This is a genomic window from Streptomyces sp. NPDC007157, from assembly GCF_040634235.1.
Lineage (GTDB): Bacteria > Actinomycetota > Actinomycetes > Streptomycetales > Streptomycetaceae > Streptomyces.
Window position 1 is genome coordinate 102,256 of sequence record NZ_JBEYFE010000027.1, and the last position, 19,405, is coordinate 121,660.

Annotated in this window: 18 protein-coding genes; 14 read left to right on the forward strand and 4 right to left on the reverse strand. The window is 72.7% G+C overall.

The window, feature by feature from the left end; genetic code table 11:
- Positions 1–192: 192 nt before the first annotated feature.
- From ABZ642_RS36790 to ABZ642_RS36800, 3 genes are all read right to left on the reverse strand, one after another.
- A complete protein-coding gene (locus ABZ642_RS36790) occupies positions 193–453 on the reverse strand; it encodes a Txe/YoeB family addiction module toxin (protein WP_046730454.1) in 261 nt (86 codons plus the stop codon).
- A gap of 10 nt (positions 454–463) precedes the next feature.
- Positions 464–721 carry a type II toxin-antitoxin system prevent-host-death family antitoxin gene (locus tag ABZ642_RS36795; protein ID WP_360492643.1) on the reverse strand — a complete coding sequence of 86 codons (258 nt, stop codon included), beginning with the start codon at positions 719–721 and terminating at the stop codon, positions 464–466.
- 308 nt (positions 722–1,029) lie between these two features.
- Entirely contained in the window at positions 1,030–2,220 is a 1,191-nt protein-coding gene (locus tag ABZ642_RS36800; RefSeq protein ID WP_360492646.1) for a pyridoxal phosphate-dependent aminotransferase, read from the reverse strand.
- 859 nt (positions 2,221–3,079) lie between these two features.
- Between ABZ642_RS36800 and ABZ642_RS36805 the strand changes: the two genes are divergently transcribed.
- From ABZ642_RS36805 to ABZ642_RS36835, 7 genes are all read left to right on the forward strand, one after another.
- Complete coding sequence (locus ABZ642_RS36805) at positions 3,080–3,610, forward strand: DUF2617 family protein (RefSeq protein ID WP_360492649.1); 531 nt, start codon at positions 3,080–3,082, stop codon at positions 3,608–3,610.
- Positions 3,611–3,694: 84 nt separating this feature from the next.
- On the forward strand, positions 3,695–5,329 hold the full coding sequence (locus tag ABZ642_RS36810; RefSeq protein WP_360492652.1) for a polyamine aminopropyltransferase: 1,635 nt from the start codon (positions 3,695–3,697) through the stop codon (positions 5,327–5,329).
- Positions 5,330–5,465: 136 nt separating this feature from the next.
- Positions 5,466–6,185 (forward strand): SRPBCC family protein, encoded by a 720-nt coding sequence (locus ABZ642_RS36815; protein WP_360492655.1) that lies wholly within the window; start codon positions 5,466–5,468, stop codon positions 6,183–6,185.
- Positions 6,186–6,393: 208 nt separating this feature from the next.
- Entirely contained in the window at positions 6,394–7,182 is a 789-nt protein-coding gene (locus ABZ642_RS36820; RefSeq protein ID WP_360492658.1) for an aldose 1-epimerase, read from the forward strand.
- A gap of 25 nt (positions 7,183–7,207) precedes the next feature.
- The gene (gene pyrE / locus ABZ642_RS36825; protein WP_360492661.1) at positions 7,208–7,756 is read left to right on the forward strand and encodes an orotate phosphoribosyltransferase; all 549 of its coding nucleotides are present in this window, start codon (positions 7,208–7,210) and stop codon (positions 7,754–7,756) included.
- Between the two features lie 168 nt (positions 7,757–7,924).
- The gene (gene fbaA, locus ABZ642_RS36830) at positions 7,925–8,947 is read left to right on the forward strand and encodes a class II fructose-bisphosphate aldolase (RefSeq protein ID WP_360492664.1); all 1,023 of its coding nucleotides are present in this window, start codon (positions 7,925–7,927) and stop codon (positions 8,945–8,947) included.
- Between the two features lie 57 nt (positions 8,948–9,004).
- On the forward strand, positions 9,005–10,444 hold the full coding sequence (locus ABZ642_RS36835; protein WP_360492667.1) for an MFS transporter: 1,440 nt from the start codon (positions 9,005–9,007) through the stop codon (positions 10,442–10,444).
- Positions 10,445–10,526: 82 nt separating this feature from the next.
- On the opposite strand, the gene ABZ642_RS36840 is transcribed toward ABZ642_RS36835, so the two are convergent.
- Positions 10,527–10,946, reverse strand: coding sequence for a DUF3151 domain-containing protein (locus ABZ642_RS36840; RefSeq protein ID WP_360492670.1), 420 nt, complete (start codon positions 10,944–10,946; stop codon positions 10,527–10,529).
- A gap of 644 nt (positions 10,947–11,590) precedes the next feature.
- On the opposite strand from ABZ642_RS36840, the gene ABZ642_RS36845 reads away from it, so the two are divergent.
- The 7 genes from ABZ642_RS36845 (at position 11,591) to ABZ642_RS36875 (ending at position 19,339) form a co-directional block, all read left to right on the forward strand.
- Entirely contained in the window at positions 11,591–12,436 is an 846-nt protein-coding gene (locus ABZ642_RS36845; RefSeq protein WP_360492673.1) for a tryptophan 2,3-dioxygenase family protein, read from the forward strand.
- Positions 12,429–13,625: a kynureninase gene (kynU, locus tag ABZ642_RS36850; protein WP_360492676.1), complete on the forward strand. Its 1,197-nt coding sequence runs from the start codon at positions 12,429–12,431 to the stop codon at positions 13,623–13,625. Before ABZ642_RS36845 ends, kynU begins: the two co-directional genes overlap by 8 nt.
- Positions 13,626–13,879: 254 nt before the next feature.
- Positions 13,880–14,755, forward strand: a complete 876-nt coding sequence (locus ABZ642_RS36855; RefSeq protein ID WP_360492679.1) for an alpha/beta hydrolase — start codon at positions 13,880–13,882, stop codon at positions 14,753–14,755.
- Between the two features lie 209 nt (positions 14,756–14,964).
- Positions 14,965–15,975, forward strand: a complete 1,011-nt coding sequence (locus tag ABZ642_RS36860; protein WP_360492681.1) for an alpha/beta hydrolase — start codon at positions 14,965–14,967, stop codon at positions 15,973–15,975.
- Between the two features lie 28 nt (positions 15,976–16,003).
- Positions 16,004–17,242: an acyltransferase gene (locus ABZ642_RS36865; protein ID WP_360492755.1), complete on the forward strand. Its 1,239-nt coding sequence runs from the start codon at positions 16,004–16,006 to the stop codon at positions 17,240–17,242.
- Between the two features lie 10 nt (positions 17,243–17,252).
- The gene (locus tag ABZ642_RS36870; protein WP_360492684.1) at positions 17,253–18,653 is read left to right on the forward strand and encodes a sensor histidine kinase; all 1,401 of its coding nucleotides are present in this window, start codon (positions 17,253–17,255) and stop codon (positions 18,651–18,653) included.
- A complete protein-coding gene (locus tag ABZ642_RS36875; RefSeq protein ID WP_360492687.1) occupies positions 18,650–19,339 on the forward strand; it encodes a response regulator transcription factor in 690 nt (229 codons plus the stop codon). The genes ABZ642_RS36870 and ABZ642_RS36875 overlap by 4 nt, the downstream gene beginning before the upstream one ends.
- Positions 19,340–19,405 lie beyond the last annotated feature (66 nt).

Consider the following 19,405-nt stretch of genomic DNA (forward strand, 5'->3'; position numbering starts at 1 on the left):
CGCCGTGACCGGCTCCGGCGTCGAGGTCACCCGGGCCACGCCTCCTTCGTGCACCCATTCACGCGTGGCGCACCGGGCCCACCAGGGTCAGCCGTCGCCGACCGAGGCGCGGGCTGAGAAGTCCGCCGCTCTCCGCCGTACGACTGAACGGTGCGGATGGGACGGGACCGGTGGATCGCCGCGGTTCACCGGTCAGCTCTCGTAGTGGTAGCGGCACTGTGCGATCAGGACGGCGTCCTCGGTGGCCTTGTAGATCAGTCTGTGCTCGTCGTTGATGCGGCGCGACCAGTAGCCCTGGAATCCGTGCTTGAGCGGTTCCGGTTTGCCGATCCCCTCGTTGCCGTTCCGGGCGATGTCCGCGATGAGCGTGTTGATGCGCTTCAGGATCTTCCGATCCTGAAGCTGCCACCACAGGTAGTCCTCCCAGGCACGGGAGGAGAAGGTGATCTTCAACTCGGGGCCCTCATTCGTCGGCCGCCAGCTCGCGTACGGTGCCGCCGCCGTTCTCCAGCTCGTCGATGGAGGCGAGCAGGCGCCGGGCGTTCGCCGGGCTTCGCAGCAGGTACGCGGTCTCCTTCAGGGACTCGTAGTCCTCAAGGGAGACGATGACGACCGGCTCGTGTCCGGCCCGGGTGATGACGACCTCCTCGCGGTCGTCGGTGACGGAGTTGAGCACCTCGGCGTACCGCGCGCGGGACTCGGAATACGTCATGGTCTTCACGATCAACCCTCCTTCGACGTACAAGAAATTGTACGTCTCGCTCTGTGGGGCGGCAAGCGCCGGTACCACGGCCGGGAGCATGCGGCCTCCGGTGCGGACGTTCCGGGCGGGTGGGGCGGGGCGGGCGACGGGGAATGCGAGGACCGACCTGCGGCGGCGGTCGGTGCGCGAGCGCTTTGCGGAGCCTTTCCGCCGCATTCAGCAGCACCTCGGTGCGTTTGCAGAATGCGAGCCGCTCTGTGGCCTGCGTCATCTACGCGCTGCGGCGTGAGTCAGGCCGGGACCCTTGCTGGTACGGCTGTCGGCTGTTACCCGGCCAGCGTCTTGAGCCGGGTGGCGGCCTCCTTCAGGACCTCCGCGCGCTTGCAGAACGCGAACCGCACGAACGGCGCCCCCGCGTCCCGGTGGTCGTAGAAGACCGCGTTCGGGATGGCGACGACCCCGGCCCGTTCCGGGAGCGAACGGCAGAACGCGAAGCCGTCGGTCTCTCCGAGCGGGCGGATGTCGGTGGTGATGAAGTACGTGCCGGCGGTGTCGTAGACCTTGAACCCCGCCTCCTTCAGGCCAGCCGCCAGGATGTCGCGCTTGGTCCGCATGTCCTCGCGGAAGGCCTCGAAGTAGGCGTCGGGGAGGGCGAGGGCCTCCGCGACCGCGTACTGGAAGGGGCCCGAGGCCACGTACGTCAGGAACTGCTTCGCCGAGCGCACCGCCGTGACCAGCTCCGGCGTCGATGTCACCCAGCCGACCTTCCAGCCGGTGAAGGAGAAGGTCTTGCCGGCCGACCCGATGGTGACCGTGCGCTCGCGCATGCCCGGGAAGGTCGCGAGGGGGAGGTGCCCGGCCTTGTCGAAGACCAGGTGCTCGTAGACCTCGTCGGTGACGACCAGCAGGTCCCGCTCGACCGCCAGCTCGGCGATCGCGGTCAGTTCGGCGCGGGTGAGGACCGTGCCGGTCGGGTTGTGCGGGGTGTTGATCAGCAGCAGCCGGGTGCGCGGGGTGACGGCGGCGCGCAGTTCGTCGAGGTCCAGGCGGAACGCGCCGCCGTCCGGGCGGAGGGTGACCGGGACCCGGGTGCCGCCGGCCATCGCGATGCAGGCCGCGTAGGAGTCGTAGTACGGCTCCAGGGCGACGACTTCGTCACCCGGCTCCACCAGGGCGAGCAGGGCGGCCGCGATCGCCTCGGTCGCGCCCGCCGTGACCAGCACCTCCGCGTCCGGGTCGTACGACAGCCCGTACCGGCGCTCCTGGTGCGCGGCGATCGCGGTGCGCAGCTCGGGGACGCCAGGCCCCGGCGGGTACTGGTTGCCGCGCCCCTCGCGCAGCGCCCGTACGGCCGCCTCCCTGATCTCCTCGGGACCGTCGGTGTCCGGGAAGCCCTGCCCCAGGTTGATGGACCCGGTGCGCAGCGCCAGGGCGGACATCTCGGCGAAGATCGTGGTCCCGAACTCCGCAAGCCGGCGGTTGAGGAGGGGACGTTCGATGGAGGTCATGCCGGTCATCCTGCGCCCAAGCTCTGGAGTTCCTCAACTCTGCTTTGGCCGTCGGCGGGGCCGGGCATCACCGGCTCACGCCGCGGTCACGCGGCGGCCGGGGCGCCCACGGGGGGTCGCTCCGCGCGAACCGAAAGAAGGTGACGCCATGGGCATCGTCTTCATCGTGGCGGCGGCCGCGATCGTCTGCCTGGTGATCGTCGGGAGCGTGGCCCGCAAGGGCGGGGTGGGCAGGGGGGCGTCCGGTCGGGGCGGATCCTCCTCTTCCTACGACAGCTCGGGCAGTTGGTGGGCCTGGGACTCGGGGTCGTCGTCCTCGCACGGAGGCCACGGAGGCCACGGAGGCCACGGAGGCCACGGGGGGCATGGCGGGCACGGAGGCCACGGGGGGCACTCGTGCGGCGGAGGGCACTCCTCCTGCGGCGGCGGCTCGTCGTGTGGCGGCGGCTCGTCCTGCGGTGGCGGGGGTGGCTGCGGCGGGGGCAGCTGACCGAGAGCCTCGGTGACGCGAGGGACATGAGGGACACGGGGGACGCGGGGGAATGGGGCAGTGGGGGAGCGGGGCGTTCGGACGGAGAGCCGGGGGGCTCTCCCCGGGCGCCCCGGCGCGTGCCAGAGGGAGCAGGGCGCACAACGTGGTTGAACAGTTGAGCTGTGGAGCCCTCTGAGGGATGGAAACCCCACGAAGTTGGGTAAAAACGCTGTGGCAGCGCCACAGTTCATGATTCCCTCTAAATCACCAAAGCAGCGCCTCGGACGTCCTGACGACACCCCTTCCCCGGCTGGGCCGACCGGGCCGATCTCCCGGTGTCCACCGAGGTGCGCCGGACCCCCCTCCTCCCCATTTGCGTGTTAGCGGAGCCGATCCATGCTCACGACCCTGAACACCACCTACACCGATACGCGCGCGGCCGACCTCGCCTGGGCCCTGGGTCGCGAGCCGCTGCCTGCCCTGGCCACCCTCGACCTGGAACTGTCCGGGGCGAAACTGCAGCTCAGACTGTTGGGCGCGTCCCACCAGGTACTCCTGGAGGAGGAGTGCGGCGGCTGTTCGGAGACGGTGGCGTGCATCCCGGGGTCCAGCACCCCCCTGCCGCTCGGGGTCGCCAAGCGCATCGGCGACTGGGAGTACGAGTTCGCGGCCCGCGTCGAGGTGCTGTCACCGGGCTCCTTCGCCGGCCGCGCCCAGGAACTGCTCGCCCTCGTCTCCGAGCACCCGCACGGCCTCGCAGGAGTCTTCCCGGGCAGCCCGCACGCGTTCACCGCGCTGCTCGCCCAGCGTCACGAGGGCCAGGTGCACTGGCGGACCTGGCACGCGTACCCGCAGGACGGCCAGTTGGTGGCGACCCGGACGAGGGTCGGCGTACGGGTTCCGGTGGCCCGACCCGTCCCCGGATGACATAAACCAACGGGCCGTCAAGACGGCCGATTTCCACACGTGTGGGTGACGAAGCGTACCGAGCGAGTGACGTAACGTCGCAGAGTGATCGATCCGCACGCACCCGCCCCTCCCGGCGCACCGCCGCCCTGGGGTGCCCCCGCGCCGCTGCCCGTGCGGCCGGGGACGGGCCGGTTCCTGGTCCTCGCGTGCGTCTTCGTCTGCGCGGCCTGCGGGCTGGTGTACGAACTCGAACTCGTCGCCCTCGCCTCGTACCTGATCGGCGACTCGGTCACCCAGGCCTCCGTGGTGCTGTCCGTGATGGTCTTCGCCATGGGCGTCGGCTCACTGGCCGCGAAGCGGCTGCGCTGGCACGCGGCGGCCGGATTCGGCGCGGTGGAGGCCGCGCTGGCCCTGGTCGGCGGCTGCAGCGCCATGGCCCTCTACGCCGTCTTCGCCTGGACAGGCGGCTGGGGCGGCCTGTGGTCGGCCGGCCCGCGCTGCCTTCTGGTCGCCTTCTCCCTCGCCATCGGCCTGCTGATCGGCGCCGAGGTGCCGCTGCTGATGGAACTCATCCAGCGCATCCGCCGCCAGGACGCGGGCGGCGCGGTGGCCGACCTCTTCGCGGCGGACTACGTCGGCGCGCTGGTCGGCGGCCTGGCCTTCCCCTTCCTCCTGCTGCCCTTCCTCGGCCAGTTGACCGGCACCCTGCTCACCGGCACGGTCAACGTCGTGGCCGGCGGCGCCCTGGTCCTCGGCCTGTTCCGCCGCGACCTGTCCCGCCGGGCCCGCTGGACCCTCCTCGCCGTCAACGTGACCGTCCTCGGCGCCCTCGCCTGCGCCGCCGCTCACGTCGACGACTTCGAACGGGCCGCCCGGCACGCGGTCTACGGCGACGACGTCCGGGTCGCCCTCCAGACGGATGTCCAGGAGATAGTCCTCACCGGCGGCACCCACGGCCGTCCCCTGGATCTCTTCCTCGACGGCCGGCTGCGCGTCGGCGGCCGTGACGAACGCCGGTACCACGAAGCCCTCGTCCACCCGGCGATGAGCGGCCCGCACGCGCGCGTGCTGATCCTCGGCGGCGGCGACGGCATGGCCGCGCGCGAGGTGCTCCGGCACACCGGCATCGACCGCGTCGACGTCGTCGAACTCGACGCGGGCCTGGTCCGCCTCGCCCGCCACGACCCCGCCCTCTCCGCGCTCAACGGCCATGTCTACGACGACCCGCACGTCCACGTGATCACCGCCGACGCCTTCTGCTGGCTGCGCCGGACCGCGCCGCCCGCCGCGTACGACGTCGTGATCGCCGACCTGCCCGACCCCGGCATCACGGCCAGCGCCAAGCTGTACTCCGAGGAGTTCTACGGCCTGGCCCGCCGGGCCCTCGCCCCCGGCGGCCGCCTGGTGGTGCACGCCGGCCCGGTCCGGGCCCGCCCCCGCGACTTCTGGACGGTGGCGGCGACCATGCGCGCCGCCGGCCTGGCCACGAGCCCCTACCGGGTCCTCGGCCGCGACCCCGGCTTCACCGCCGGCCCCGACCGCTCCGCGGGCGAGTCCAGGGCCCCGCACGACTGGGGCTTCATCCTGGCGACGGAGGGTTCACGCGGGCCCCGGCTGCGGCTGTCGGCCGACGGTCCGCGGCTGCACACGCTGACCCGACGGGATCTGCGCGAAGACGCACTGGAGACGCCGCCGACGGAACCACCGGCCTCCACGTTGGTGGATCCGCGGTACTGAGCCCGGGCCCGTCCACGGAGAGCACGGGCCCGTCCGCGGGCAGGCCGGGGCCCGTCCACGGGGAGCCCGGGCCCCGGCAGCGTGCCGTGCGTCGCGGAGGGTACGTCGCCTTGACTCCTGGGTAGGCTCAGTCGGCATGGAGCACCAGGTGTACGTCCCGGCCCCGGCCTCGCGGCTCAGGGAGGCGCTGGCCGACCCCGCGCGGGTCGCGCGGGCGCTCCCCGGCCTCCAGCAGGACACGGGCGCCGCCCCCGGCACCGGCCGCGTCAAGGTCCGCATCGGCAGCCACTCGATCACCTACCGGGGCACCCTGCGCGTCAGCGCCCGTGCCGACGGTTCCTACGCGCTCGACGGTGACGCCACCGAGGCGCGCGGCGCCGGCACGGTGAAGCTGGCGCTCACGCTCCGCCTCACCGACACGGACGAGGGCTGCCAGGTCACGGTGACGGGCACGGCCTCCGCCGGCGGGCGGGTCGCGGAACTGGCGCCGGAGGCGGTGGAGTCGGCGGCGACACGGCTGCTCAACCGCTTTGTGGAGGGCCTGGGGGAGGCGCGGCCCGAGCCCTCGGACCAACCGGTGTCGATCTTCGAGACGGAGGTCCCGCCGCCGTCGCCGGCCGAACCGGTCGAGGAGCCGCTGCCCGAGATCTTCGCCGAGGCGGCCCATGCCCGCCGCACGATGATCGGCCGCAGCGCGGAGGAGGTCGACCACGCCCCGCCCCGCGGCCGCTACGCGCCGGTGCCGGCACCCCAGACGGTGGCGGCGGCTTCGGCACTGCGCTGGGCCGCACCGGCGGCGGCACTGGCCCTGGCGTCGGCGATCGTGGTGACGAGAGCGTTGCGCAGACGCCGCTGACGTCTGCGGGCGGGGGTGTGTCGCTTACCGGCGCCGGCAGGGTGCCGCCGCGCCCACCCGTGCCGCCCCAGCGGCACGACGGCCCGCGGCTACGACGTGCCCCGAGGGGCGCGGGGCTGTATCGATGTGCGGCTCCGCCGCATGGGCGCGAGCAACCCCCACCCACCCGCACCCGAGACCAAACCGCCCTCCCCAGTACTGTCATCCCGTGAGTAACGAAGACATCACGCTGACCGCGGGCGACGCCACCCTCCACCTGCACCCCGGCAACGGCGGCCGTATCGCCGGACTGGAAGTCGGCTCCCTCGAACTCCTCCGCCAGGGCGACCGTTTCGGCTGTTTCCCGATGGTGCCCTGGTGCGGCCGTATCCGGGACGGCCGTTTCCGCGACGGCGCCGACATCGTCCAGATGCCCCTCAACTCCCCGCCGCACGCCATCCACGGCACCGCCCGCGACGGTGCCTGGCGCACCGCCCGCCGCTCGGCGGACGAGGCCGTGATCACGTGCGAACTCGGCGACCCCTGGCCGCATCCCGCCCGCGTCACGCACGCGGTCCAGCTCACCGAGGACTCGTTGACGCTGACGATGGCCGTGGAGACGTACGACAACTCCTTCCCGGCGCAGATCGGCTGGCATCCCTGGTTCAACCGCAACCTCGGCGGCCAGGACGCCCAGGTCGACTTCACCCCCGCCTGGCAGGAGGAGCGCGGCGCGGACCACCTGCCCACCGGCAACCGCGTCGACCCCCGACCCGGCCCCTGGGACGACTGCTTCGGGATGCCCGACGGCGTCGACGTCACCCTCACCTGGCCGGGGCAGCTGGAGTTGAAGGTCGCCAGCCGCGAGCAGTGGGTCGTGGTCTACGACGAGCAGGAGGCGGCGGTGTGCGTGGAGCCGCAGACCGGTCCGCCGAACGGCCTCAACACGCTCCCCCGTCTCGTCACCCCGCTGGAGCCGCTGGAAGCCACCACCACCTGGACCTGGCGCCGCCTCTGAGCCCGCCGCCTCTAAGCTGGTCGGCATGACGGACGTACGCGCTGAGCTGCTGCAACAGATCAAGGACAAGGCCGTGGTGCACGGCAGGGTGACCCTGTCGTCGGGGCTGGAGGCGGACTACTACGTCGACCTCCGCCGCGTCACCCTCGACGGTGCCGCCGCCCCGCTGGTCGGCCAGGTGCTGCTCGACCTGACCGACGGCCTGGAGTACGACGCCGTCGGCGGCCTCACCATGGGCGCCGACCCGGTCGCCGGCGCGATGCTGCACGCGGCCGCCGCGCGCGGCCGCCGCCTCGACGCCTTCGTCGTCCGCAAGGCGGCGAAGGCGCACGGGCTGCAGCGCCGGGTGGAGGGGCCCGAGATCAAGGGCCGGCGGGTCCTCGTCGTGGAGGACACCTCCACCACCGGCGGCTCCCCGCTCGCCGCCGTGGAGGCCGTGCGCGAGGCCGGTGCCGAGGTCGTCGCCGTCGCCACCATCGTCGACCGGGCCACCGGCGCCGACGAGAAGATCCGCGAAGGCGCGGGCGTGCCGTACCTGTTCGCCTTCTCGAAGGATGAACTGGGGCTGGACTGACACCCCGGTCGACGAGTGGGATTGACCCGGATGCGACCGGCGCCCGGCGCCCGGAGCATCGGTTCATGTCTGGAAAGATGGGGACGACGATGACGTCGTACCTCAAGGTCTAGGTCAGGGCCGTAGAGAACCAGCAGTACGCCGACCCGCACACTCAAGGAGCGACAGATGCCCATCGCAACCCCCGAGGTCTACAACGAGATGCTCGACCGGGCGAAGGCAGGCAAGTTCGCCTACCCGGCCATCAACGTCACCTCGAGCCAGACCCTGAACGCTGCGCTGCGCGGCTTCGCGGAGGCGGAGAGCGACGGCATCGTCCAGATCTCTACCGGTGGTGCCGAGTTCCTCGGCGGCCAGTACAGCAAGGACATGGTGACCGGCGCGGTCGCGCTCGCCGAGTTCGCGCACGTCATCGCCGAGAAGTACCCGGTCAACATCGCGCTGCACACCGACCACTGCCCGAAGGACAAGCTCGACGGGTACGTACGTCCGCTGATCGCGATCTCCAAGAAGCGCGTCGAGGCCGGTCTGACCCCGCTGTTCCAGTCGCACATGTGGGACGGTTCGGCCGAGACCCTCGCGGACAACCTGGCCATCGCGCAGGAGCTCCTGGAGCAGGCCCGCGCGGCCAACATCATCCTCGAGGTCGAGATCACCCCGACCGGTGGCGAGGAGGACGGCGTCTCGCACGAGATCAACGACTCCCTCTACACCACCGTCGAGGACGCGATCCGCACCGCCGAGGCGCTGGGCCTGGGCGAGAAGGGCCGCTACCTGCTCGCCGCCTCCTTCGGCAACGTGCACGGCGTGTACAAGCCGGGCAACGTCGTGCTCCGTCCCGAGCTGCTCAAGGAGCTGGCCGACGGCGTGGCCGCGAAGTTCGGCAAGGCGTCCCCGTTCGACTTCGTCTTCCACGGCGGCTCCGGCTCCACCGAGCAGGAGATCGCCACCGCGCTGGAGAACGGCGTCGTGAAGATGAACCTGGACACGGACACCCAGTACGCCTTCACCCGTCCGGTCGCCGACCACATGTTCAAGAACTACGACGGTGTCCTGAAGGTCGACGGCGAGGTCGGCTCCAAGAAGACCTACGACCCGCGCACCTGGGGCAAGCTGGCCGAGGCGGGCATGGCCGCGCGTGTCGTCGAGGCCACCCAGCACCTGCGCTCCGCGGGCAACAAGATCAAGTAGTCGGGCATTTCCACGGACCCGGTGCTACGGCACCGGGTCCGCTGTATACCTGGAACCATGCCCGACGTCCGGCTGGCCTCCTCGCAGGGCAAGTGGATCCTGTTCACCACCGTCCTCGGTTCCAGCATGGCGCTGCTGGACTCGACCGTCGTCAACGTCGCCCTGCCCCGCATCGGCCGTGACCTGGGCACGGGCCTCGCGGCCCTGCAGTGGACGGTCAACGCGTACATGCTGACGCTGGCCGGGCTGATCCTGCTCGGCGGCGCGCTCGGCGACCAGTACGGCCGCCGGAAGATCTTCGTGCTCGGGGTCGTCTGGTTCGCCGCCGCCTCGCTGCTGTGCGGCCTGGCCCCCAACGACATCGTCCTGATCGCGGCCCGTGCCCTCCAGGGCATCGGCGGCGCCCTCCTCACACCGGGCTCCCTCGCCCTCATCCAGGCCTCCTTCCATCCGGACGACCGGGCGAAGGCCGTCGGCCTGTGGTCCGGCTTCGGTGGCATCGGGGCGGCCATCGGCCCGTTCCTGGGCGGCTGGCTGGTGGACGGCCCCGGCTGGCGCTGGGTGTTCCTGCTGAACGTCCCGCTGGCCCTGCTCTGCGTCCCGGTCGCCCTGCGCCATGTCCCGGAGTCCGCCGACGGGCGGGCCCACGGCCGCTTCGACATCCTCGGCGCGGTGCTGGCCGCCCTGACCCTCGGATTCGTGACCTACGCGCTGATCGAGGCCGGGACCACGTCCCTGCTCGCCCTCGCGGGCCTCGCGACCGGCGTGGCCTTCGTGTACGTCGAGAAGCGCCGCCGGGACCCGATGCTCCCGCTGGACATCTTCGGCTCCCGCCAGTTCACCGCGCTGAACGTGGTCACCCTGTGCGTGTACGGCGCGTTCGGCGGCTACTTCTTCCTCACCGCGCTCCAACTCCAGGTGGTGGCGGGCTACTCGGCGCTGGGCGCCGGCACGGCCCTGCTGCCCTCCACCGCGCTGATGCTGCTCTTCTCGGCCCGCTCGGGCGCCCTGGCCGACAAGATCGGGCCCCGGCTGCCGCTCACCGTCGGACCCCTGCTCTGCGCCACGGCGCTGATGCTGATGCTGCGCGTGGGCGAGCACGCGAACTACCTGACGGACGTCTTCCCGGCGGTCCTGGTCATGGGCGCCGGCATGGTCACCCTGGTGGCCCCGCTCACCGCCTCGGTCCTCGCCTCCGTGGACACCGCCAGGGCGGGTATCGCCAGCGGCATCAACAACGCGGCGGCCCGCGCGGCGAGCCTGATCGCGGTGGCGGCGCTGCCGCTGCTCGCGGGGATGGGCCCGGAGGCCTACCGGTCGCCCGCGGCCTTCGACGCGGCGTTCGACCGGGCCATGCCGATCTGCGCGGGGGTGCTGGTGGTGGGGTCGGCCCTGGCGTTCGCGCTGGTCCGCAGGCCGGCCCCGGGCTGTGTCCGCCCGGAGTGCCGCACCCACGGAAACGTGACCTCACCACCGCTGGAGGCGAAGAGCCGGTAGCCGGAGGGCCGGCCCCGGAGGTCCGGCCCCGGAGGTCCGTAACCGGAGGGCCGGTGGCCGGGGCCCTTCGCCTGTCGGCGCGCTATCCCTTCAGCTCGGCGTACGCCTCCGCGCTGCTGTCCTTCAGGAACTGCCAGCACCGCTCGTACTCGTCCTTCTCGCCGATCTCGCCCGCGGCCCGGCCGAGCGCGGCCAGGCAGCGCAGGAAGCCGCGGTTGGCCCGGTGGTCCCAGGGGACGGGGCCGTGTCCCTTCCACCCGGCGCGGCGCAGGGCGTCCAGCCCGCGGTGGTAGCCGGTACGCGCGTAGGCGTACGACTCGACGACCGAGCCGCGCTCGAACGCGTCGTCGGCGAGCAGCGCCCAGGCCAGCGAGAAGGTCGGGAACTTCGCCGCCACCTCGACCGGAGCCAGCTTCTCGTCGCCCAGCAGGCGGTACGCCTCTTCGTTCTCGGGCAGGTAGGTCGGCTCCGGGCCGCCGAGCAGGTTCGTGTGCGTCGTCATGGCGCCAGTCTGCCACCGTCGGCAACCTCGTCCCGTACGGGACGGCAAGGGGGGAGCACACGTGCGTGATCCGATGTCCGGCGGGCAGCCGCCGGAGGCCCATGTCCCGGCCCGGTCCCTCACCGCGGACCCGGAGCAGTGGCCGCGGCTCGCCCCGCGGGTGACGGAGGCGGTCGGATGGCGACGCTGGAGCGGATCGTGCACGCCACGGCCGCCCGGACCGGCGGGTTCGGCACCGTCACGGACAGCCCGGACGGGCTGATCGTGTCCGGGGCAGCACGGGCCGGGTGCGGGCCTGGGCCCAGGCGGGCCCGGACGGTGAACTCACCGCGCTGCGCATCGAAGGCGCATTCACGCCGAACGCGACGGGGTCGGCCTGGACCTGGAGTTCACCGGCGTACCCGGCCGGCTGTACCGGGGGCGGACGGTCCGCGCGCGGTCGTAGCCCGGCCGGTTCCCGCGGCCCGGGGCGCTCGGCCGACCGGGTGATCCGGTGCCGGGGGTGACGGGTGTGGCCGGTCTGGCAACGGGCGGGCCTTGCCGTGTGCGGGGTACGTTGCGGAAGATGCGGGTGGGGACCGGGGCCCCCGTGTCGAGAACGGCAGGGGCGGACCGCTACCCGGAGTACACAACAGGAGACAGCGATGTCCCTTCAGGCTCAGCCCGACGAGGCTTCGGAGCCCGAGACCCCGCATCTCGACTTCGCCGGCACCACGCCGTACGAGGACTACGTCCGGGCGGACGTGCTCACCCATCTCCAGCACACCCTCTCCGACGATCCCGGAGAGATGGTCTTCCTGGTCACCACCCAGGTCATGGAGTTGTGGTTCACCGTCATCGTCCACGAGTGGGAGACGGCGGCGAGCGCCCTGCGCGGCGACGACATCCCCACCGCGATCAACGCGCTGAAGCGTTCCACCCGGGAACTGGAGGCGCTGAACGCCTCCTGGAGACCGCTCGGCCAGCTCACCCCCGCCCAGTTCAACTCCTACCGCTCGGCCCTCGGCGAGGGCTCCGGCTTCCAGTCGGCGATGTACCGGCGGATGGAGTTCCTGCTCGGCGAGAAGTCCGCGTCCATGCTCGTCCCGCACCGCGGCGCCCCCCGCGTCCACGCGGAACTGGAGAAGGCCCTGTACGAGCCGAGCCTCTACGACGAGGTGGTACGGCTCCTCGCACGCCGCGGACACCCGGTCCCGGACGCGGTGCTCCAGCGTGACGTGTCCCGGCGGTATGACGCCTCGGACGCCGTCGAGGCCGCCTGGACGGCCGTCTACTCGGGCGACGGGGACGCCGAACTCGCCCGGCTCGGCGAGGCGTTGACCGACGTCGCCGAACTGGTCTGGCGCTGGCGCAACGACCACCTGGTCGCCACCCGCCGTGCCATGGGCGCCAAGGCCGGCACCGGCGGCTCGGCCGGGGTCGCCTGGCTGGAGAAGCGTGCCCGCAAGAATGTGTTCCCGGAGCTGTGGACGGCGAGGTCCCATGTCTGAACTGGCCCTGCGGGCGGAGAAACTGGACGCGGCGGACGAGCTCGCCGGGGTGCGCTCCCGCTTCGTCCTCGACGAGGTCACGTACCTGGACGGCAATTCGCTGGGTGCCCTGCCCGCGCACGTCCCCGGCCGGGTCGAGGACGTCGTCCGGCGGCAGTGGGGCGAGCTGCGCATCCGGTCCTGGGACGAGAGCGGCTGGTGGACGGCGCCGGAGCGGATCGGCGACCGGATCGCCCCGCTGGTCGGCGCGGCGGCCGGCCAGATCGTGGTCGGCGACTCCACAAGCGTCAACGTCTTCAAGGCCCTTGTCGGCGCGGTACGGCTCGCGGGGGAGGGGCGTACGGAGATCCTGGTCGACGCGACCACCTTCCCCACCGACGGCTACATCGCCGAGTCGGCGGCCCGGCTCACCGGCCGTACGCTGCGGCCGGTGGCGCCGTCGGACGTGCGCACCGCGCTGAGCGACCGTACGGCCGCCGTCCTGCTCAACCACGTCGACTACCGCACGGGCCGGCTGTACGACCTGCCGTCCCTGACCGCCGCGATCCACGCGGCCGGGGCCGTGGCCGTCTGGGACCTGTGCCACACCGCGGGCGCGCTGCCGGTCGGCCTCGACGAGCACGGGGTCGACCTGGCGGTCGGCTGCACCTACAAGTACCTGAACGGCGGCCCGGGTTCACCCGCGTACCTGTACGTCCGCCGCGACCTCCAGGACCGCTTCGACTCGCCGCTGCCCGGCTGGAACTCGCACGCCGAGCCGTTCGGGATGCGATCGGAGTACGAGCCGGCCGCGGGCGCGGTGCGCGGCCGTGTCGGCACCCCGGACATCCTCTCCATGCTGGCCCTGGAGGCGGCGCTGGAGGTCTGGGACGAGGTGCCGGTGGCCGCCGTACGCGCCAAGTCCCTGGCCCTGACGGACTTCTTCCTGGAGTGCGTCGAGGCGTACCTGCCGGCGGGCCGCGTCGAGTGCGTGACCCCGCTGGCGCACGAGGAGCGCGGCAGCCAGATCGCGCTGCGCTGCCCGGACGCCGGGGATGTGATGAAACGGCTGATCGAGCGCGGGGTGGTCGGGGACTTCCGGCATCCCGACGTCCTCCGCTTCGGCTTCACCCCGCTGTACGTCGGTTTCGCGGACGCGGAACGGGCGGCGCGGGTGCTCGCGGAGGTGACGGGAACGGCCGTCGTGTAGCAGCGGGCCGACGAGCGCGACGAGCGCGACGAGAGCCGATATGGCGAGCGACATGGCGACATAGTGATCCCGGTGGAAAGGCCGGGACGGTACAGAACCGTGTAATCCTCACCGTGCGTGACATCCACGTGTCCCCGCACGTCACCGGCCTGATACCGTCCCGGCCAACGGTCGAATTCCCCACCTGGTCCGCCAATGTCTCCCCCAGTGCCGAAAGCCTGGGGGCACCCCCATCGTCGCTGAGAGGTTGGAGCATGCCGGACGACGCCGCAGCAGAACGGGCCGCCGCCGAGGAGGAGTCGGCCTTCTCGCACCCGCACGTCGCGCCCGACGCCACGGCGGCCTACGGCGACCACCCCGACCAGGTCATCGACTTCTACGTGCCGCGCGGTGACGAGGCCATGGTCCCGCTGGTCGTGGTCCTGCACGGAGGCGCGTGGCGGGCACCGTACGACCGCGGCCACATCACCCCGTTCGCCGACTTCCTGGCCCGGCGCGGCTTCGCGGTGGCCAACGTCGAGTACCGGCGCGGCGCGGTGCTTCCCGAGCAGGGCGCCTTGGCCCCGGTGGCCGGCCGCTGGCCGGACACCTTCGACGACATCGCGGCGGCGCTGGACGCCCTGCCCGCGCTGGCCCGCGAAGCCCTGCCCCAGGCGGACCTGCGCCGCACCGTCCTCACCGGCCACTCGGCCGGCGGCCACCTGGCGCTGTGGGCCGCGGCCCGGCACGTGCTCCCGGCGGACGCCGCATGGCGCACGTCCGGCCCGGCACCGCTGCGGGGCGTGGTGGCGCTGGCCCCGATCGCGGACTTCGCGGTGGCGGAGAAGCTGGAGGTCTGCGGCCATGCTGCGCTCCAACTCCTCGGCGGAAGCGACCAGTTCACCGACCGGCAGCGTTATGCCGACCCGGCGTTGCTGCTCCCCACCGGCATCGCGACCACCCTGGTCCAGGGCCGCACGGACAACGTCGTCCCGCAGGCGGTCGCCGAGTCCTACGCGGAGGCGTCGGCGAAGGCGGGCGAGGTGGTGGGCCTGACGCTCCTGGAGGACGTCGGCCACTTCCCGCTCATCGACCCGGCGGCGGACGCGTGCGCGGTGGTGGCGGAGGAGATCGCCCAACTGGCGTATTGAGCCCGGCCGACCTCGTGTTCGGACCGACCTGCCGGGCTCGGCCGGCCTCGTGACGACCTGCCCCTGAGCCTCCCCCCACATACCCGTAGTACCTGAGAGCTACCCGCCAGGTGAGTTCTCTGGCGGGACGCGAACGACGTCGCCCGCTCCGTAATTTCCCGATCAGACAAGCCCGACGGCCGGGCGAACTGGACGGGGAGGGGCCGACCATGACGGGGGAGCGGGAGAGGTCTGTCCGGGGGCGCGGGCACTGGCGGCACAGGCTGCGCCGCACCACGCTCGCCGCCCTACTCACCGCGGCCGTGGTCCTGCCCCTCTCGGCGGCCACCCAGCCCCGGATCCCGGCTCCGGCACCGGCCGCACTCTCCGCACCCCTCACCCCGGGCGCCGTCACCACCGCCTACCAGGCCAACCGCGAGAACGCCGCCGAAGCCGCCCGCATGGCCGCCGCCCACGGCGACCTCTCCCGCGCCGCCGCCGACCGTGCCCTCGCCTCCCCCTCCCGCCGTCTCCTCCACTTCGACGCCCGCGGCACCGGCCAGGCCACCGAGGTCTTCGGCGACCTGGCGCACGCCGGCCGCGTCGCCGTCCTCGTCCCCGGCTCCGACACCACCCTCGACACCTACGCCCGCTTCCACACCGCGGCCGAGTCCCTCTACCGGCGCCTCGCCCACGGGCACCCACGGACCCGGACCGCCGTCGTCGCCTGGCTCGGCTACCGGACCCCCGCCACGATCAGCACCACCGTCCTCACTCCGGGCCGGGCCGACCAGGCCGCCCCGCATCTGCGCGACTTCATCGGCGAACTGCACACCCTCACCGCCCCCGGGCCGGCGGCGGTCGCCCTCCTCTGCCACTCCTACGGCACGGTGGTCTGCGCCCGTACCGCCCCCGCCCTCACCGGCCTCGGTGTCACCGACATCGCGCTGGTCGGCAGTCCCGGCACCGGCGCCGACTCGGTCAGAGCCCTGCACACGTCCGCCCGCGTCTGGGCGGCCCGAGGCGCCGGCGACTGGATAGCCGAGGTCCCGCACGTCACCGCCGACCTCTTCGGCACGACCGTCGGCTTCGGCACCGACCCCGTGTCCCCGGCCTTCGGCGCCCGCGTCTTCGCGGCGGGCGCCGGCGGCCACAGCGACTACTTCACCCCGGGCTCGGTCTCTCTGGCCAACCTCGCCCGGATCGTCCTCGGCGAGACCACGGAGGTCACCCGTGCCTGAGTCACCGCCATCCCGCCTCCCGAACCGCATACGCCTTCTCGCCCACCGCGTACGCCTTCTCGCCCACCGCATCGACACCGCCACCCCGCCCGACCGGGACCGCGCCGTGGACGCCCTCCGCGCGTTCGCCATCCTCGGTGTGGTGCTCGGCCACTGGCTGGTCACGGCGCTGGTGGCGGACGGCGGCAGGCTGCACACCAGCAGCCCCCTCCAGCAGCTGCCCTGGCTGGCCCCGATCTCCTGGATCTTCCAGACCCTGGCGGTGTTCTTCCTGGTCGGCGGTCATGTGGCAACCCGCAGCCACATCACCGCCCAGTCCGACGGCACCCCCTACCACCGTTGGCTGACGTCCCGGCTGTCCCGTCTCTTCAAACCGGTCGCCGCGGTCCTGACCCTCTGGACGATCGCGACCACCGCCCTCCTGCTCTCCGGCACCGACGTCACCACCGTCCACACCCTCGCCAAACTCGCCCTGTCCCCGCTCTGGTTCCTCGTGGTCTTCGCGGCACTCACGGCGGCGACCCCGCTCGTCGCCCGGCTCAACCCCCTGTGGCCGCTGGCCGTCGTCCTTCACGTGGACCTTCTCCGTTTCGGCTTCGGCGCCCCGCCCGCCCTCGGCTGGGTGAACCTGGCGGCGGGCTGGCTGGTGCCGTACACCCTGGGCGCCGCCTGGACACGCGGCGAACTGGACCAGCCACACGCAGGCTGGGTGCTGCTCGTCGGCGGTACGGCGGCGACGGCCGGGCTCGTCGCGTGCGCGGGCTATCCGGCCTCGATGGTCGGCGTCCCCGGCGCGTCCGTCTCCAACCTCGACCCGCCCACGCTGGCCGCCGTCACCTTCGGCCTGGCCCAGTGCGGCCTGGCCCTGCTCCTGCGCGAGCGGCTGCGTCGTACGATGCGCCGCCCGCTCGCCTGGGCGGCGGTGGCCCTGGTGAACCTCTCCGCGATGACGATCTTCCTCTGGCACCAGACGGCCCTGATGGCGACCACCGCCACCGGCCTCCTGTTCGGCCGCCTCCCCGGCCTGCACACACCCCCCGACCACCTCACCTGGGCCGCGGCCCGCCTGATGTGGCTCCCGGTCTTCGCCCTGGTGCTCGCCGTCTGCTGGGCGGCGTTCCACACGTACGAGCGTCCCGGCACGCCACACCGCTCCCGCACCCGCTCGCGTGTCGCCGTCTCCCGGCCGGGCACCACCCGCCCGTACATCGTCACGGACCACCGCTCGTCCGATCGGGCGACACCGATAGGAGTCCGTCGTGTCTAGGCTGGCCGGCGTGACGGAAACGGGGAACCGGCGGGAGTTCGCGGGCCGTGTCCTGCTCGGGCTGCGGATCCTGCGAGACGACCTGTGGACCGTCCGGGCGGACCCCCTGCCCCCCTCGGTGTGGCTGCGCTGGCTGCCGCACGGGGTGCTGTGGCTGGCGGCGGTCGGCATCACGTTCGGCGGCCTCGCCGAGCTGCAGGACCACGGGCGTATGGGCTTCGGCGGCGCCTTCCTGATCGCGCTCTCGCAGGGCGGCGCGGTCGTCCTCGCCATGTCGCGGCCGATCCCGGCGTGGTGGCTGTCGACGGGCGGCATGCTGGTGGGCGCCGTCGCGCTGCTCGACCGGCTGGACACGCCGCCGGGAATGCGGTTCGCCTGGCCGTGGACGGTGTCCGGGATCATCGCGCAGTTGCTGGTCCTGCTGCTCCTCGCGCTACGGGTCCGGTTCCGGGTGGCCGTCGAGGCGCTGGTGCTGACCGCGCTCGTCACCTTCTTCCTGGAGGGACAGCTGGGCGCGCGACCGCACGTGTCCACCGCGGTGGTGACCATCGCCCTGTCCGCGCTGGTCATCCCGTTCGGCGCGGCGCTGCGCGGCCGCCGCGAGGCACGCGCGGAGCTCAGCCACCAGGCCACGCTGACCGCCGAGGAGCGGGCCCGGCGCACCCTGCTGGAGGAGCGCAGCCGGATCGCGCGTGAACTGCACGACGTGGTGGCCCACCACATGTCGGTCATCTCCATCCAGGCCCAGGTCGCTCCACACCTTGTGGACAACCCGTCGGACGAACTGCGCGAGAACCTCGACGGCATCCGGCACAACGCCCTGGAGGCGCTGACCGAACTGCGCAGAGTCCTGGGCGTCCTGCGCGCGGAGAGCCCCGACGAGGACGCGCCCGACGACGCCGGCGTCGGCCCGCACAGCCCGCAGCCGACCCTGGACCGGCTGGACGCGCTGGTCGAGAACACCAGGGCGGCCGGCCTGACGGTCACCGCGCGGATCGTCGGTGACAGCCGCCCGCTGCCGCCGGGCGTGGAGCTGTCGGCGTACCGGATCGTGCAGGAGGCCCTGAGCAACGTTCTGCGGCACGCGCCGGGGGCCACCGCCCATGTCGAGATCGAGTACATGTCGTACGGGCTGCTGGTGGGGGTCGGCAACACCCGGCCGACCCGGCCCGCTCCGCCGTCGCCGGGTGCCGGGCACGGACTGCTCGGCATGCGGGAGCGGGCGGCGATGCTGGGCGGCGCGCTGACGGCGGAACCCCGGCCGGACGGCGGCTACCAGGTCTTCGCACGGCTTCCGGCCGCCGGTACCGACGCGGCCCTGGCGCCCCGACGCACCCCCCGCACGTCGCCCGGTGCCACCGATCGCACCGGCACCATCCCTGCCCTCGATTCGAAGGACGGCCGCGCATGACGAGCAGCAATGGCAGCAGCCCCATCCGCGTGGTCATCGCCGACGACCAGCAGATGGTCCGGCAGGGCTTCACCGTGCTGCTGAACGCCCAGCCCGGCATCGAGGTGGTCGGCCAGGCCGTGGACGGGCTGGAAGCCGTGGCGAAGGTCGCCGAACTCACGCCGGACGTCGTCCTCATGGACATCCGCATGCCCGAGCTCGACGGCATCGAGGCCACCCGCCGGATCGTCGGCGAACGCCCCGGCATCAAGGTACTGGTGCTGACCACCTTCGACCTGGACGAGTACGTGTACGAGGCGTTGCGGGCCGGGGCGTCCGGGTTCCTGCTCAAGGACGCGTCCGCGGACCAGCTCGCCGAGGCGGTCCGGGTGGTGGCGGCCGGCGACGCGCTGCTCGCGCCCGGCGTCACCCGTCGGCTGATCGCCCAGTTCTCCCAGCTGGACGGGGGCGGGGTGCGTGCCCCGCTGAAGACACGCGTCGGCGATCTGACCGAGCGCGAGACGGAGGTCCTCGCGCTGATCGCGCAGGGGCTGTCGAACGCGGAGATCGCCGAGCGGCTGGTCGTCGCCGAGCAGACCGTGAAGACCCATGTGGGCCGCATCCTGGTGAAGCTGGGCCTCAGGGACCGCACCCAGGCAGCGGTGTTCGCCTACGAGTCGGGGCTGGTACGGCCGTCGGGATACTGACGGCCCGGAGCCCCGCGGTGAGCCTCGTAGTACCTGAGAGGGAGGCCGCAGGACCCGTCTCACTGG

Excerpts from the sequence above, each read along its gene's own strand:
- ABZ642_RS36855 (WP_360492679.1), top strand. The coding sequence starts at position 13,880 with ATGCCGGACGACGCCGCAGCAGAACGGGCCGCCGCCGAGGAGGAGTCG.
- ABZ642_RS36805 (WP_360492649.1), top strand. The coding sequence starts at position 3,080 with ATGCTCACGACCCTGAACACCACCTACACCGATACGCGCGCGGCCGAC.
- pyrE (WP_360492661.1), top strand. The coding sequence starts at position 7,208 with ATGACGGACGTACGCGCTGAGCTGCTGCAACAGATCAAGGACAAGGCC.
- kynU (WP_360492676.1), top strand. The coding sequence starts at position 12,429 with ATGTCTGAACTGGCCCTGCGGGCGGAGAAACTGGACGCGGCGGACGAG.
- fbaA (WP_360492664.1), top strand. The coding sequence starts at position 7,925 with ATGCCCATCGCAACCCCCGAGGTCTACAACGAGATGCTCGACCGGGCG.
- ABZ642_RS36860 (WP_360492681.1), top strand. The coding sequence starts at position 14,965 with ATGACGGGGGAGCGGGAGAGGTCTGTCCGGGGGCGCGGGCACTGGCGG.
- ABZ642_RS36800 (WP_360492646.1), bottom strand. The coding sequence starts at position 2,220 with ATGACCGGCATGACCTCCATCGAACGTCCCCTCCTCAACCGCCGGCTT.
- ABZ642_RS36875 (WP_360492687.1), top strand. The coding sequence starts at position 18,650 with ATGACGAGCAGCAATGGCAGCAGCCCCATCCGCGTGGTCATCGCCGAC.
- ABZ642_RS36835 (WP_360492667.1), top strand. The coding sequence starts at position 9,005 with ATGCCCGACGTCCGGCTGGCCTCCTCGCAGGGCAAGTGGATCCTGTTC.
- ABZ642_RS36845 (WP_360492673.1), top strand. The coding sequence starts at position 11,591 with ATGTCCCTTCAGGCTCAGCCCGACGAGGCTTCGGAGCCCGAGACCCCG.
- ABZ642_RS36840 (WP_360492670.1), bottom strand. The coding sequence starts at position 10,946 with ATGACGACGCACACGAACCTGCTCGGCGGCCCGGAGCCGACCTACCTG.
- ABZ642_RS36815 (WP_360492655.1), top strand. The coding sequence starts at position 5,466 with ATGGAGCACCAGGTGTACGTCCCGGCCCCGGCCTCGCGGCTCAGGGAG.